Source organism: Streptomyces sp. NPDC002602 (assembly GCF_042889445.1).
Classification (GTDB): domain Bacteria; phylum Actinomycetota; class Actinomycetes; order Streptomycetales; family Streptomycetaceae; genus Streptomyces.
The window spans coordinates 136,864-150,915 of record NZ_JBIAQX010000003.1 but is presented as its reverse complement, the minus strand read 5'-3'; the positions used below and the strand labels follow the sequence as shown (position 1 = coordinate 150,915).

General features: G+C 73.1%; 12 protein-coding genes. 8 read left to right on the top strand and 4 right to left on the bottom strand.

The window, feature by feature from the left end:
* Window positions 1-283: 283 nt before the first annotated feature.
* Window positions 284-1,486 carry an NADP-dependent malic enzyme gene (locus ACFYW3_RS09950; protein ID WP_351749185.1) on the bottom strand — a complete coding sequence of 401 codons (1,203 nt, stop codon included), beginning with the start codon at window positions 1,484-1,486 and terminating at the stop codon, window positions 284-286.
* Window positions 1,487-2,011: 525 nt separating this feature from the next.
* Between ACFYW3_RS09950 and ACFYW3_RS09945 the strand changes: the two genes are divergently transcribed.
* From ACFYW3_RS09945 to ACFYW3_RS09935, 3 genes are read left to right on the top strand one after another with little or no spacing between them, the layout of a single operon-like run.
* Window positions 2,012-2,962, top strand: coding sequence for an ABC transporter substrate-binding protein (locus ACFYW3_RS09945; RefSeq protein ID WP_351749188.1), 951 nt, complete (start codon window positions 2,012-2,014; stop codon window positions 2,960-2,962).
* Window positions 2,963-2,992: 30 nt separating this feature from the next.
* On the top strand, window positions 2,993-3,940 hold the full coding sequence (locus ACFYW3_RS09940) for an amino acid ABC transporter permease (RefSeq protein ID WP_266969831.1): 948 nt from the start codon (window positions 2,993-2,995) through the stop codon (window positions 3,938-3,940).
* Between the two features lie 11 nt (window positions 3,941-3,951).
* A complete protein-coding gene (locus ACFYW3_RS09935) occupies window positions 3,952-4,704 on the top strand; it encodes an amino acid ABC transporter ATP-binding protein (protein WP_351749335.1) in 753 nt (250 codons plus the stop codon).
* 118 nt (window positions 4,705-4,822) lie between these two features.
* Here the strand turns inward: ACFYW3_RS09935 and ACFYW3_RS09930 are convergent, their stop codons facing one another.
* Window positions 4,823-5,593: a class I SAM-dependent methyltransferase gene (locus tag ACFYW3_RS09930; protein WP_351378474.1), complete on the bottom strand. Its 771-nt coding sequence runs from the start codon at window positions 5,591-5,593 to the stop codon at window positions 4,823-4,825.
* Window positions 5,594-5,675: 82 nt separating this feature from the next.
* Between ACFYW3_RS09930 and ACFYW3_RS09925 the strand changes: the two genes are divergently transcribed.
* Window positions 5,676-6,305, top strand: a complete 630-nt coding sequence (locus ACFYW3_RS09925; RefSeq protein WP_266969827.1) for a CGNR zinc finger domain-containing protein — start codon at window positions 5,676-5,678, stop codon at window positions 6,303-6,305.
* On the opposite strand, the gene sodX is transcribed toward ACFYW3_RS09925, so the two are convergent.
* A complete protein-coding gene (gene sodX / locus ACFYW3_RS09920) occupies window positions 6,209-6,637 on the bottom strand; it encodes a nickel-type superoxide dismutase maturation protease (protein WP_351749192.1) in 429 nt (142 codons plus the stop codon). The two genes, ACFYW3_RS09925 and sodX, sit on opposite strands and share 97 nt — an antisense overlap.
* A gap of 171 nt (window positions 6,638-6,808) precedes the next feature.
* On the opposite strand from sodX, the gene sodN reads away from it, so the two are divergent.
* Entirely contained in the window at window positions 6,809-7,204 is a 396-nt protein-coding gene (sodN, locus tag ACFYW3_RS09915) for a superoxide dismutase, Ni (RefSeq protein WP_030036761.1), read from the top strand.
* Between the two features lie 111 nt (window positions 7,205-7,315).
* Here sodN and ACFYW3_RS09910 read toward each other — a convergent pair whose 3' ends face one another.
* A complete protein-coding gene (locus ACFYW3_RS09910) occupies window positions 7,316-7,501 on the bottom strand; it encodes a DUF6104 family protein (RefSeq protein WP_030190019.1) in 186 nt (61 codons plus the stop codon).
* Between the two features lie 131 nt (window positions 7,502-7,632).
* Between ACFYW3_RS09910 and ACFYW3_RS09905 the strand changes: the two genes are divergently transcribed.
* The 3 genes from ACFYW3_RS09905 to ACFYW3_RS09895 all read left to right on the top strand — a co-directional run bounded on the left by ACFYW3_RS09905 (window position 7,633) and on the right by ACFYW3_RS09895 (window position 14,043).
* Complete coding sequence (locus ACFYW3_RS09905; RefSeq protein WP_389386029.1) at window positions 7,633-9,741, top strand: trypsin-like peptidase domain-containing protein; 2,109 nt, start codon at window positions 7,633-7,635, stop codon at window positions 9,739-9,741.
* A 127-nt stretch (window positions 9,742-9,868) separates the two neighbouring features.
* Window positions 9,869-10,879, top strand: coding sequence for a MoxR family ATPase (locus ACFYW3_RS09900; RefSeq protein ID WP_053676460.1), 1,011 nt, complete (start codon window positions 9,869-9,871; stop codon window positions 10,877-10,879).
* A gap of 5 nt (window positions 10,880-10,884) precedes the next feature.
* On the top strand, window positions 10,885-14,043 hold the full coding sequence (locus tag ACFYW3_RS09895; RefSeq protein ID WP_389386028.1) for an SAV_2336 N-terminal domain-related protein: 3,159 nt from the start codon (window positions 10,885-10,887) through the stop codon (window positions 14,041-14,043).
* Window positions 14,044-14,052 lie beyond the last annotated feature (9 nt).

Sequence of the window (14,052 nt, the reverse complement as noted above, 5' to 3'; positions counted from 1 at the left end):
CATGAGCCTGTCATTTCCCGCCCGTGGTCCCGTCCGGCGCTCCGCCCGACGGCGACCCCCACGACTGCCCGGCTCGGCCGGGCGACTCACGGAGCGACCCCTCCCGGTTCGGGGGCCGGGAGGGTGCGTTCTCCGCGCGGACGCCGGCCCTTCACGCGCGGACGCGCCCGCCGGCGCCGGCGCTCCGCCCGCCCCGGTACCCGGACGCGAGGAAGGCCCGGCCGGAGTGGATCCGACCGGGCCTTCACCCGTACAGCTCAGCGTGGGACGCGGACCGTGACGGTCAGACCAGACGGGCCACGCCGTCGGCCTTCGCCGCCGCGGCGACCGCGGCCGTGACGGCCTCGGCGACGCGCTCGTCGAACGGCGACGGGATGACGTAGTCGGCCGCGAGTTCGTCACCCACGACGCCGGCGATGGCGTCGGCGGCGGCGATCTTCATGCCCTCGGTGATCCGGGTCGCGCGCACCTTGAGGGCGCCCGCGAAGATGCCCGGGAAGGCCAGCACGTTGTTGATCTGGTTCGGGAAGTCCGAACGACCGGTCGCCACGACCGCCGCGTACTTGTGCGCGACGTCCGGGTGGACCTCCGGGTTCGGGTTGGCCATGGCGAAGACGAAGCAGTCCTTCGCCATCGTGGCCACCGCCGCCTCGGGGACGGTGCCGCCGGAGACGCCGATGAAGACGTCCGCGCCCGCGAGGGCGCTCTCCAGGGAGCCGGTCCGGCCCGTCTTGTTGGTCAGGCCCGCGATCTCCGCCTTGACGTCCGTCAGGTCGGAGCGGTCCGCGGAGACCACGCCCTTGCGGTCGGTGACGCACACGTCGCCGATGCCCGCGTCCACGAGGATCTTGGCGATGGCGATGCCCGCCGCGCCCGCGCCGGAGATGACCGCACGCAGGTCGCCGAGGGTGCGACCGGTGAGCTTCGCCGCGTTGCGCATGGCGGCCAGCGTCACGATGGCCGTGCCGTGCTGGTCGTCGTGGAAGATCGGGATGTCCAGGGCTTCCTGGAGCCGACGCTCGATCTCGAAGCAGCGGGGCGCGGAGATGTCCTCCAGGTTGACCCCGCCGAAGGAGGGCGCGAGACGGATGACCGTCTCGATGATCTCGTCCGTGTCCTTGGTGGCGAGCGCGATCGGAACCGCGTCGACACCGCCGAACTGCTTGAACAGGATCGCCTTGCCCTCCATCACGGGGAGGGAGGCCTCGGGACCGATGTCCCCCAGGCCGAGCACGGCCGTGCCGTCCGTGACGACGGCGACCACGTTGGACTTCCAGGTGTACTCGTTGACGAGTTCCGGGTTCTCCGCGATGGCGCTGCAGACCTTCGCCACACCGGGCGTGTACGCGAGGGACAGGTCGTCCTTGTCGCGGACCGGCACGGTGGCCTGCACGGCCATCTTGCCGCCCCGGTGCAGTGCGAACACCGCATCGGGGTTGTTGTCCGTCACGCTGTCGCTGCGAGGATTGACGATCTCCGCTGCCACTTTCTTGACCCCTTAAGTCTTTAATCGTTGAGGGTGGCCACTCCTGGTTAAGGGGTGGGCGGGCACCGCGTCCGTGCTCCGCATCGACGGTTGGCCCGTCTCCGCGAAGAGGGAGGTTCGTACGCGCGGGCGCGCCGCACGCGCGCCCTGAGCCCCGGATGAGGGGTGTAAGGATCTGTTCTACCCGAAGAACGCTCGCTCAGACGAGTCGATTCCTGCTCGATCGTAGGCCGCTTGTCCGCGTTTTGGCGAAAAGTCCAAACCTTGCTGTCCAATGGGCGAGACGCACCGCAAATACTGCGGAGGAAAGCCCTGGTCACAGCGCATAATCCCGCCGCGAAGCCCGTTCCCCGCAGTCCTGTTGGGCACCCCGGGTCGCCCGTTATCCGATTTTGACCTGACGGGCACCCTGAATGTCTCAGTCCGAATGGCAAGATGCCGTAATCACACAAGGTCGCGACACTCGATGGTGCGTGCCCGACCGTTCTCGGATGCTTTTTTCCCCACTGCCGGAGGAACCAGCTCATGACCGCAAGCACCACCCGTCGTACGACCGCCGCCCGGTCCCGGATCGCCGCGGCCGGTGCGATCGCGGTCGCCGGCGCCCTCATCCTCACCGGTTGTGGCGACCAGACCGACAAGGGCGGCAGCTCCACTCCCTCGGGCAAGACCAACAGCGCCCCGCTCTTCTCGGCGCTGCCGAAGAAGATCCAGGACGCCGGTGTCATCAAGGTCGGCACGGACGCCGCCTACGCGCCGATGGAGTTCACCGAGGGCAACAAGATCGTCGGTGTCGACCCCGACATCGCCGAGGCCCTCGGCAAGCAGCTCGGGGTGAAGTTCCAGTTCACCGCCGGCACCTTCGACGGCCTGATGACCTCGGTCTACACCGGCCGCCAGGACGCGATCATGTCGTCCATCACGGACAACAAGAAGCGCCAGGAAGGTCTGGACGACAAGGGCGCCAAGATCGGCAAGGGCGTCGACTTCGTCGACTACTTCTCGTCCGGCGTCTCGCTGATCGTCAAGAAGGGCAACCCGCAGGGCATCAAGTCCCTCGACGACCTGTGTGGCAAGACCGTCGCCGTCCAGCGCGGCACGATCTACGAGGACACCTTCAAGGCGCAGGCCGAGAAGTGCGGGGACAAGAAGCTCACCATCGAGGCCTTCGACACCGACGCCGAGGCGCAGACCCGCGTCAAGGCCGGCGGCGCCGTGGCCGACCTGAACGACTACCCGGTCGCCGCGTACACCGCGAAGACCTCGGGTGGCGGCAACGACTTCGAGGTCACCGGCCAGCAGAGCGACGTCGGCCTCTTCGGCATCGGTGTCGCGAAGGAGAACACGCAGCTGCGTGACGCCCTCAAGCAGGCCCTCGACGCCATCATCAAGGACGGCTCCTACGCCAAGGTCCTTGAGAAGTGGGACGTCAAGGACAGCGCCGTCAAGTCCGCGACCATCAACGCAGGTCAGTAATTCCGGGCGCTCCACTGAAGGGCAGTCATTGTGACTGACAAGATCGACAAGGGTCCGGCCGCAACCCCGGCCGGACCCGGCCCCTCGGCCACCCCGTACGAGGCCATCAAGGCGATTCCCGTCCGTCATTACGGACGCTGGATCAGTGCCGTGGTCGTCGTCGCGGTACTGGGCTGGCTGGTTCTCGCTTTCGCCAACGGCAATGTCAACTGGGGCACCGTCGGCGACAAGCTGTTCGACCCCACGGTCATCACCGGCCTCGGCAACACCATCCTCATCAGCGTCACCTCGATGCTGCTGGGTCTGGTGCTCGGCATCCTCTTCGCGGTGATGCGGCTCTCGAACAACCCGGTGACCAGCGCCGTCGCCTGGCTCTACATCTGGTTCTTCCGCGGTACCCCGGTCTACGTCCAACTGCTGGTGTGGTTCAGCCTCCCGCTGATCTTCCAGTACATCGACCTCGGTCCGATCTACAAGAACGAGACCGTCGACGTCATGACCCCGTTCCTGGTCGCCCTCCTGGGCCTCGGCCTGAACGAGGGCGCCTACATGGCGGAGATCGTGCGTGCCGGCATCCAGTCCGTGGACGAGGGCCAGAGCGAGGCCTCGCACGCCCTGGGCATGACGCAGGTGCAGACCATGCGCCGCGTGGTGCTGCCCCAGGCGATGCGGGTGATCATCCCGCCGACGGGCAACGAGTTCATCAACATGCTGAAGACCTCGTCGCTGGTCTCGGCGGTGCAGTACACCGAGCTCCTGCGGGCCACCAGCAACATCGGCTCCACCGCGGGTGCCATCATCGAGATGTACTTCGTGGCCTCCATCTGGTACCTGGCGCTCACCAGCGTCTTCAGCGTCGGCCAGTACTACCTGGAGCGTCGCTACGCCCGCGGCTCGCTGCGGTCCCTGCCGCCCACCCCGCTGCAGCGGATCAAGGCCAACCTGAACATGTTCCGCCGTACGGAGGTGGCCAAGTGACCGCCCAGCCCATGGTCAAGGCCGAGGCCGTCCACAAGTCGTACGGCCCCGCCCACATCCTCCGGGGCATCGACCTGGAGGTCGCCCCCCGTGAGGTCTTCTGCCTGGTCGGCCCGTCCGGCTCCGGCAAGTCCACCTTCCTGCGGTGCATCAACCACCTGGAGCGCATCAACGCCGGCCGGCTCTCGGTCGACGGGCAGCTCGTCGGGTACCGCGAGAAGGCGGGCAAGCTCTACGAGCTGAAGGACAGCGAGGTCGCGGCCCAGCGCCGGGACATCGGCATGGTCTTCCAGCGCTTCAACCTGTTCCCCCACATGACGGCCGTCGAGAACGTCATGGAAGCCCCCGTCATGGTCAAGGGCGAGAGCCGGGCGGTGGCGCGGGCGCGCGCCGTCAAGCTCCTCGACCGCGTCGGCCTCGGCGACAAGGGCGGGAACTACCCCTCGCAGCTCTCCGGCGGTCAGCAGCAGCGCGTGGCGATCGCCCGCGCGCTGGCCATGGAGCCGAAGCTGATGCTCTTCGACGAGCCCACCTCCGCGCTCGACCCGGAGCTGGTCGGTGACGTCCTCGACGTCATGCGCGACCTCGCCGAGTCCGGCATGACCATGATCGTGGTCACCCACGAGATGGGCTTCGCCCGCGAGGTCGGCGACAACCTCGTCTTCATGGACGGCGGCGTGGTGGTCGAGTCCGGCCACCCGCGCGAGGTCCTGGGCAACCCGCAGCACGACCGGACGAAGGCGTTCCTGTCCAAGGTGCTGTGACCGATCGACGCACGGGAGGGGCGGTACGGGTTTCCGTACCGCCCCTCCCGTCGTTCCCGGGCCGCCGCGCACCGGGGTCCGGGGCCTATCGCAGGCCGCGCGCACCCGGGTCCGGGGCCTATCGCAGGCCCAGGACCAGCGCGTCCGAGGGGGAGCGCCAGACCGTGCGGGCCTCCGCGAAACCCGCCTCGCGCAGGGTGCGGGCGTGCCAGGCGTCGTCCGGGGTGTCCCCGTCGGCGTGCTCGCCGTAGATCTCGTAGCGGCGCTTCGTCGGCTCGGCGAGCAGCGGGTCGGCCGCGGCCAGCGCCCACCAGTCGGCCCAGTCGACGGCGCCGGCGGCCCGGGCCCGGTCCATGCCGGCGTGCCGCTGCGCACGGTCGGCGGCGTTGAGCCGCGGGGTCGTCGGGTCGGGCATGTGGTCGGCGTTCATGAAGACCCCGCCCTCGCGCACGAGCGGGGCGAGCTGCCCGTAGAGCACCGTGAGCCGCGGGCTGTGCAGCCAGTGCAGGGCGGTGGCGGTCAGTACCGCGTCGTACGTGTCGTGCGGCAGGGCCGCGGTCCAGTCGGGGTCCTTGAGGTCCGCGGTGACGAAGGTGACCCGGGGGTCCCCCTCGAAGTGGCCGCGCGCGATCGTCAGCAGGGCCGGGTCCAGGTCCACGCCCGTACTGCGGGCCTCCGGGAACCTCTTGAGCACGCGGTCCGTGATACTTCCCGTACCGCACGCGAGATCCAGTACCCGGGGAGCGGGTCCCACCAGTGCCTCGACCATGTCCAGCATCACCCGGAACCGCTCCTCGCGGTCGGGCATGTACCACTCCTGCTGACGGTCCCAGCTGTCCTGCCAGGCCTGCCAGTCCCCGACGGTCACCGGATTCGACGCTTCGGTCATCCCGAACCCCTCCCTACGTAATACCCTCGAACCAGTAGTAGCTGTTACCGCAGACCTTAATCCGCAGCCGTAAGGACTACAAGTGGAACTGGCCCATTACTCGGACTATGCCGTGCGCCTGGTCAACACCGAGGAGCCGGCCCGCAACAAGGACTCGCTCACCTCGGTGGACGCCGTTCGCGCGCTCTTCGGGGCCAGCACCCAGATGGCCCGCCGGGTCACCGACACCGACGTCACCCGCTTCCGCAACGTCCGCGGCCGGCTGCGCTCCGTCTTCGAGGCCGCCGACGGCGGCGACCACGTGCTCGCCGTCGACCTGCTGAACTCCCTGCTCATGGAGTTCCCCGTCAGCCCCCAGGTCTCCGGGCACGAGACCCTCGACGACGACGGCCGCCCCGATTGGCACATCCACCTCGCCGAACACCCCTCGAACGCCTCCGCCGGCTACGCCGCCATGGCCTCCTTCGGGCTGGCCTTCCACCTCACCGCGCACGGCCCCGAACGCCTGGGCCTGTGCCAGGCGGCGCCCTGCCGCAACGCCTACCTCGACACCTCCACCAACCGGTCGCGTCGCTACTGCTCCGACCGCTGCGCCACCCGCGCGAACGTGGCCGCCTACCGGGCCCGCAAACGCCTGGAGGCGGACGAGTCCGCACGCAGCGGCCGCACCGCCGAGACCGCCCAGGACAGCCAGGTCCTCAGCGAACGCTGACCCTCCGGCCCCGAGGGCGGGGGCCGCCACCGCGCCACCGCCGTCGCCAGCACCAGCTCCGCGGGCACCGTCCCGTAGTCGGTGCTGTCGCCGGTCTCGTTGAACGGGTTGTCCCCGAGCACCCACCAGCCGCCCGGCCGCCGCTCCACCGCGCGCTTGACCACCAGCAGGTCCTGCTGGAACGGATGCCGCAGGACGACCACGTGCCCCGGACGCACGGGCGCCCCGTACCGGACGACCACCTGATCCCCGTGGACCAGCGTCGGGACCATCGACGGCCCGTACACGTCCACCACGCCCAAGCGCTTCCAGGCGCGCTTGTCCTCCACCATGAGCGACCTCCTCGTCCCCTGCGCATGCTGCCGCATGGGTCCGTACATTCGCTCACCGCGGGCGCCGCGACGCTGGACTTTTGTCCTAAGCCCGCAGGGGCGCCCGCGAATTCCGGTCGGTCAGCGAGTAATCTCCCCCTTGAGAAGACGATCACGAGGAGGACAAACTCCATGCTTTCCCGCCTCTTCGCCCCCAAGGCGAAGGTCTCCGCCCACTGTGACCTGCCCTGCGGCGTGTACGACCCGGCCCAGGCCCGTATCGAGGCCGAGTCGGTCAAGGCCGTCCAGGAGAAGTACCAGGCCAACGACGACGCGGACTTCCGCGCCCGCGCGATCACCATCAAGGAGCAGCGCGCCGAGCTGGCCAAGCACCACGTCTCGGTGCTGTGGAGCGACTACTTCAAGCCGCCGCACTTCGAGAAGTACCCCCAGCTCCACACGCTGGTCAACGACACCCTGAAGGCCCTCTCGGCCGCCAAGGCGTCGAACGACCCGGCGACCGGTCAGAAGGCGCTCGACCTGATCGCCGAGATCGACCGCATCTTCTGGGAGACCAAGGCCGCCTGATCCAGGCCCGCGTCCCGATGACGAAGGGGCCCGACCGGAAACGGTCGGGCCCCTTCGTCATGGGTGCCGCGAGGGACGTCGGAAAGTCCGCGGGGGACCGCCCGACACCTGCTATTCCTCGTCCTCGTCCTCGTCGTCGAGACGCGCCAGCCAGGTGGCCAGCCGCTCCACCGGGACCTCGAAGTCCGGGTTCAGGTCGACGAAGGTGCGGAGCTGCTCGGCGAGCCACTCGAAAGTGACCTCCTCCTCGCCGCGCCGCTTCTCCAGCTCCTCGATGCCGCGATCGGTGAAGTACAAGTCGGGCTCCGTGCCGTGATGAAGGTGTGCGTGGGGTGTTTCCCGCCAGGATAATCCCGGCTCGCGGCGAGGTCTCCCGCCCTCCCCGGGCCGCCGCTAGCCTGGATGGCCACGACCTGAGGGGGCGGGGGATGCAGGACGGGCGCACGGGCGGCGCCGCGCGCGCCTTCGAGCTCCTGGAGCCCCTCGTCCGGGCGGCCACCGTACGCGTGCACGCGGCCCCGGACGGGTATGCACTCCCCGGCAGCCACTGGTCCGGTCCCACGTGGGGGAGCGGCTTCTTCATCGCCCCCGGCTGGGTCCTGACGTGCGCGCACGTGATCGGCGAAGGGGGTGCTGCGGTGCGCCTGGTCGGACGCGAGGTCGGCATCTCCTTCTTCTCCGGCGGCGCGGCCGCGGGGTTCCCGGGCGGGGCCCCGGTCACAGGGACGGTCACCGGGCGGGTCGAATGCGTGCTCCCGGAACGACTGGAAGAGCGACGTCCCGGCCGGGGCGCCCTGTGGGACCTGCCGGACCTGGCCCTGATCCGGGTGCTCGCCCCCGTCTCGCACGCCTGCGTGTGGCTGACCGACCGGGCCCGACCCCGCATCGACGAGGCCGCGTACTTCGGCTGCACCGAGGACCTCGGGATGCGCGAGATCACCGGGCGTACGACGCGACTGCGCGGCACCGCCGCGGGCGGCGCGGCGATCCGGCTCGGCGACGAGGACGAGATCGAACCCGGCATGTCCGGCGGCCCCGTCGTGGACCTGGCGCGCGGCGAGGTCATCGGCGTGATCAAGGCCCGGCGGCACGCGGGTGGCGGCGGACTCGCCGTGTCCGTGGCCCAACTGCGCACCCTGCCCATGGCCGCCACCGGACAGATCGGCCTGTACCGCAGGGTCATGCAGGCCCACGACCTCTACCACTACGACCAGCACCTCAGCGACCTCAACAGCCGCCGCACCTGGACCGACGTCCACGACGAACTCCCGGGCGAGGAACAGGACCCCCACGGCGGCCGGGGCCGGCTCACCCGCCTCACCCCCGCCGAGCGCACCACCCTGTGCGGACTGCTCGCCGAACTGCCGCCCCCCGGCTCCTCGGAGGCGGTCCGGGCGCTCGCCGAGGCCGCCCGCGGCGAGGAACCCGACACCGGGCTGCCCGCCCCGCTCAGCTGGCGCGACGGCCTCGGACTGCTGCACGACCCGCCGGGCGCCGGCGGGGAGGCCGCCGCGATGCTCCGGTACGCGACCGACATCAGCGTCGCCGACCACCGCGAGCCGCCCTCCCCGGGCGCCGACGAGGAACTGTGGGACTGGGTGCGCACGACCGCGGAGCGGCTGTGGCGACCCCTGCGCCGAGAACTCGGCGAACGCCGCGACCGGGGCCTCGCGGACCGGGAACTGCGCCGGCGCGCCCGGGCGGGGCAGACGGTCCGGGGCCGGGCCCGGGCGGCCGGCGGCCTGCCGGCGGGCCCCTCCGTCCTGCTGGAGGTGTGGGCGCACAGTTGGGAGGAGGTCTACGACTGGCGGGTCTCGGTACTCGCGGGGCCGCAGCGGGTCACCCCGCTGGACTCCGGCACCCGCGTGAGCCCGGCCCGCCTGCCGGCGGCCTCGCGGGCGGCGCTCGCCGAGGGGTTCCGGCGGTGCGACACGCACGAGGCGAACGCGCTCCTCGAAGTGGCCGTCGCCCCCGAGCTGTTCGGGCTGGCGGTCGACGAGTGGCCGGTGGCGGGCGGGATCCCGGTGGGAGTCCAGCGGCCGGTGGTGTTCCGCCACCCGGGCGACGGTGCGGAGCGCGACCCCGGCGGGGCGGGACCGGGCGGACGGTGGGCGCGCGTCCAGGAGGGCCCGCTGCAGGGGCGGCGCGCCGACTGCTTCCGGGGCCGTCAACGCAGCCCCTCACCGGCCTGGTTGGCGGGGCTGGTCGACAACACCGTCCCGGTGCTGTGCCGGGACGCGGCCGCCGAGCCCACCCTGGGGGCACTGCACGCGGTGCGCGACGCGGGGTACGGGGTGCTGGTCTGCCGGCGGCCACCGGCCGACCCGGGGCAGTCGTGCGCGCCGTTCCACCGCGGGCTGCGCGAGGAACTCGCCGAGGCCGGGCGGGCGGCGGCGCTGCCACTGCGGTTGAAGGCCCTGCGGGGCCGGGCGCACGGGGCGGACCCCGACGCCTACTGGGCCGCCGGGATGACGCTGGTGTGGGAGGACCCGGGGCGGGCGCTGCCGCAGGACGAGCCGCTCCAGGGGGACCTGTGACGGGCCCTCCCCGGAGGTGCCCCGGTACGCCCCCGCGGTGGCGGGCGGGGTCGGGGGGCCCGGGGCGGCGCCGGGAGACGTCCCCCGACGGCACGGGAACGGTGCGCACTGCACGGGAGGAGCGGACGTGAACGAGGAATGGCTCATCTACCGGGGCGTCGGTGAACCCCACGACGGCATCGACGCGCTCCCCGACCCGCCCCCCTGGCGGGACTTCGACGGCGGCCCCGCCCTGGAGGCGGGCGGCCCCGGCGCGGTGGCCGACGCGAACGTGGCCCGCCGGCTCGGCGCCCACCGACAGGCGGCGGAGATGCACCGGCCGGAGCCCGAGGAACTGGAGGCGGTCAACGCCGCGCTGTACCTGCGCCGGCCGCTGCTCGTCACCGGCTTCCCCGGCACGGGCAAGTCCACGCTCGCGCACGCCGTCGCCCACGAACTGAGGCTCGGCCGCGTCCTGCGCTGGCCCGTGGTCTCGCGCACCGTGCTCCAGGACGGCCTGTACCGCTACGACGCCATCGCCCGGCTCCAGGACGTACAGATCGCGGCCGGCGGCGGGAACCCCGGCGGCTCGCCCGGGATCGGGAAGTACATCCGGCTCGGACCGCTCGGGACGGCGCTGCTGCCCACGGAACGACCCCGCGTCCTGCTCATCGACGAGATCGACAAGAGCGACATCGACCTTCCCAACGACCTGCTGAACGTGCTGGAGGAAGGCGAGTTCACGCTGCCCGAGCTGGAGCGGGTCGCGGACACCGAACCCGAGGTGCGGGTGCTCACCGACGACGGCGCCAAGGTGGCCGTCCGGGACGGCCGGATCCGCTGCCGGGCCTTCCCCTTCATCATCCTGACCAGCAACGGCGAACGGGACTTCCCCGCCGCCCTGCTGCGCCGCTGCATCCAGCTCAAGCTCGGACAGCCCGGGGAGAAACGGCTCGCCACCATGGTCCGCGCGCACCTGGGAGAGGAGGCCGCCCGGCTGGGCGCCGACCTGATCCGCGAGTTCCTCAGCCGCTCCCAGACCGAACTCGTGGCCGCCGATCAACTGCTCAACGCCATCTACCTCACCCACCACGCGGCCCCGCCCACCCGGGAGGACCTCGCCGACCTGCTCATCCAGCGCCTCGACCGGCCGAGGTGATCCCCGTGCCGCCCGCCTCCCCCGCCGAGCCGATCCGGGAACTGGCCGCCCTGCTGCGGGCCGCCGGGCTCGACCCGTCCGCCGAGGAACTGGCCGACGCCCTGTGGCTCGCCGGGCGGACCGCGAGGCCGGCGGGGGAGCCCGGCACCCGGCCCGCGCGCGTGCGCCGCTCACGGACACCCGCGCGGGCCGAGCCGACGCGACCACCCCGGACGCCGGAGCCCGCGCGGGAGGACACCGACCCCGAGGACCCGGTCACGCTGTATCCGGCGGGGCGCCGGTCCCCCGGCGACGAGGTCGAGGTCGAGGCCCCGGCGGGGCTGCCCGTACGGGTGCCCGGCGCGACCGCGCTGCCCCGGATCATGGACGTCCAGCGGGCCCTGCGCGCCCTGCAACGGCGCCGGCCCGCCGCGCCGGCCACCCGTACCGTGCTCGACGAGGCGGCCACCGCGGAGGCCAGCGCCCGGGCGCTCGGGCTGGTCATCCCCGTGCTGCGGTCCGACGGTCGGCGCGAGGCCACCGTCCGGCTGGTGATGGACGCCTCCCCGTCGATGGCGGTCTGGCAGGACCTGTTCGACGAACTGCGCTCCGTGTGCGAGCGCCTGGGCGCCTTCCGGGACGTACAGGTCCACTACCTGCACCGGCTCGGCGACGGGACGGCGCTCATCGGACGCGGCCCCTCGCCGGGAGGCGCGCTGCGGTCCGCGGAGCAACTGCGGGACCCCACCGGGCGGACCCTGACCATGGTGGTCTCCGACTGCGCCGGTCCGGTGTGGCGCGAGGGCGAGGCACAGCGGCTCCTGTACCGGTGGGCCGAGTGCGCCCCCTGCGTCGTCGTACAGCCGCTGCCGCAGCGGCTGTGGGGCCGCAGTTGGCTGCCCACCGAGCGCGGGGAACTCTCCCGGAGCGAGGGCTGCGGGCGCGCGCTGCGCTTCCGCCCGGAACGACCGCCCCGCCCCGGCCGCCCCACCGGCGGGCTGACCGTGCCCGTCCTGCCGCCCCACGCCCACGCCCTGGGCGCCTGGGCCCGGCTCGTCGCCGGCCTCGGCACCGGGCCCGTGCCCGCCGAGGTCGGCCGGGTCCTCGCCGACCACCCGGCGGCGCCCGCACCGCCGCCCCGGGCCGCGCGACCGCCGCGCGAACTGGTGAGCCGCTTCCGCTCGTCGGCGTCCCCCGGAGCCGTACAGCTCGCCGTCTACCTCGCCGCGGCGCCGCTCACCCTGCCCGTGATGCGGCTCGTGCAGCGCACGATGCTCCCGGACTCGGAGCCCTCCGACCTCGCCGAGGTGCTGCTGAGCGGGCTGCTGCGGCGGGGGCCCGACAGCGGCTGGTACACGTTCGTGCCGGGCGTGCGGGACGTGCTGCTGGGGCCGCTCGGGCGGGACGAGGCCGCCCTGGTCCTCAAGCACTGCTCGGAGTACGTCCTGGCCCACTTCGGGCGGGGCGTGCGCAACTTCCCCGCGCTGGCCGTCTCCCAGCTCACCGGCGCGCCGGTGGACTCCGCCGAGGAGCGGATGCCCGCCGGCCGGCTCCCACAGGCCTTCGCCCAGGTGTCGGCGAAGGTCGTACGGCGCTACCTGCCCGGGCCGCCGCCCGACACGGAGGCCCCGCCGCCGCCCGCGACGCCCGCCGTCGCCGCGCGGGAGCGGGCGCTGCGGACCGCCCTGGCCCGGCCGCTCGACGGCGGGCAGCGCGGGCTGTACGAGACGGTCACCCTGCTGCGCCGGGCCGTGGCCGCGCCGCCCGGACCCGACGACCCGCCGGGCGAGGCCGAGGCCGAACTGGCCCGCGCCCTGCTGCGGTTGTGGGCCCTCCAGCGGGACCCGGAACTGCTCGCGGAGGCCGAGCTGGCCGTCGGGGGACAGACCGACGCCCGGGCCCGCGCCCTGCGCGGCCGGGTGCTGTACGAACGGGCCCTCGCCGGCGTCGCGCCCGACGGCGGGCTCCCCGACGGCGCACTGCTGGAGGCGGCGGACCGGGAGTTCGCGGCCGCCGGGGCCGCGCCGGGGACCGACCGGGCGCTGCGCCTGGACTGCGCCGTGCGCCGCGCCCGCACCCTGGTCCGGCTCGGCGAACTGCGCCACGACCCGGGGGCGCTGCGCGAGGCACGGGCCGCGCTGGAGGCGCTCGCAGACCCGGACGATCCCGCCGCCGCGGGGGAGGTCGAGGCGGGCCGGGGCCGGGAACTCGGGCGTGTCCTGCTGGCCCTGCTGCCGTACACCCCCGACCCGACGGAGCGCACCGCGCTGGCCGAGGAGGCCGCCGGGCGGCTCACCGCCGACCCGCGGGCCGAACCGGAGGCACGCGCCCGCGTACGCGTCGAGCGCGCCGCGGCCCTGAGTCACCTGCCCGGACGGCTGGAGGAGGCCTCCGGGGAACTGGCCACCGCGCTGACCGAGACCGGCGAGGCCGGAGCACGGGTGGCCGCGCTGGTGTGCCTGGCCCGCGTGCACCGGGCGAGGTGGGCGCGGGACGCGGACCCGCGGGCGCTGGAGGACGCGGCCGAGGCGTACGGACGGGCCCGCCGGCTGATCCCCCGGGACGGGGACGCCTTCGGGGAACTGCTGCCCGAGTGGGGCGACGTGCTCCTGGACCGGGCACGGGCGCCCGACGCCGACGCGCACCGGTTCGCGTCGACCGCCGTGCGGGTGCTGCGCGAGAGCCGGGCCGCCGTGCCCCAGTCCGACCCCCGCGCCGGGCACCGGCTGCGCCGCCTCGCGGCGGGCCTGCGGCTGCGGCACGCCTACGAGGGCGACGTGGTGGACCTGCGCGAGGCCGAGTACCTGCTGGAACTGGCCGCCCGGCACGGCCGAGGCCCGCTGGAGCGGGCCGCGGCCTGGCGCGAGCACGGTGACGTCCAGCGGGAGATCCACGGGCACACCCGGGCCGTCGACCGGCTCGACCGGGCGGCGGACTCCTACCGCCGGGCCTGGCGGGAGGCATCGGAGACGGAACCGGGGCCCGACCGGGAGGCGGCGGTCCGTCTGGCGATCCGGGCGCAGGAACTGCGGGGGGAGGTGCTGGAGCGGCTGGCCCGGCCGCGCGCCGCACTCGACGCGTACCGCTCCGCCGTGGAGCTGTGGCAGGGCCTCGGGGGCGCGGACGCCGAGCGGCGGATCGAGCGCCTGCGGGCACGGATCCGTGTCCTGGAGGCCGGCCTGTGACCGCGCCCC

Excerpts from the sequence above, each read along its gene's own strand:
- ACFYW3_RS09945 (WP_351749188.1), top strand. The coding sequence starts at position 2,012 with ATGACCGCAAGCACCACCCGTCGTACGACCGCCGCCCGGTCCCGGATC.
- ACFYW3_RS09935 (WP_351749335.1), top strand. The coding sequence starts at position 3,952 with ATGGTCAAGGCCGAGGCCGTCCACAAGTCGTACGGCCCCGCCCACATC.
- ACFYW3_RS09930 (WP_351378474.1), bottom strand. The coding sequence starts at position 5,593 with ATGACCGAAGCGTCGAATCCGGTGACCGTCGGGGACTGGCAGGCCTGG.
- sodX (WP_351749192.1), bottom strand. The coding sequence starts at position 6,637 with ATGGTGGAGGACAAGCGCGCCTGGAAGCGCTTGGGCGTGGTGGACGTG.
- sodN (WP_030036761.1), top strand. The coding sequence starts at position 6,809 with ATGCTTTCCCGCCTCTTCGCCCCCAAGGCGAAGGTCTCCGCCCACTGT.
- ACFYW3_RS09905 (WP_389386029.1), top strand. The coding sequence starts at position 7,633 with ATGCAGGACGGGCGCACGGGCGGCGCCGCGCGCGCCTTCGAGCTCCTG.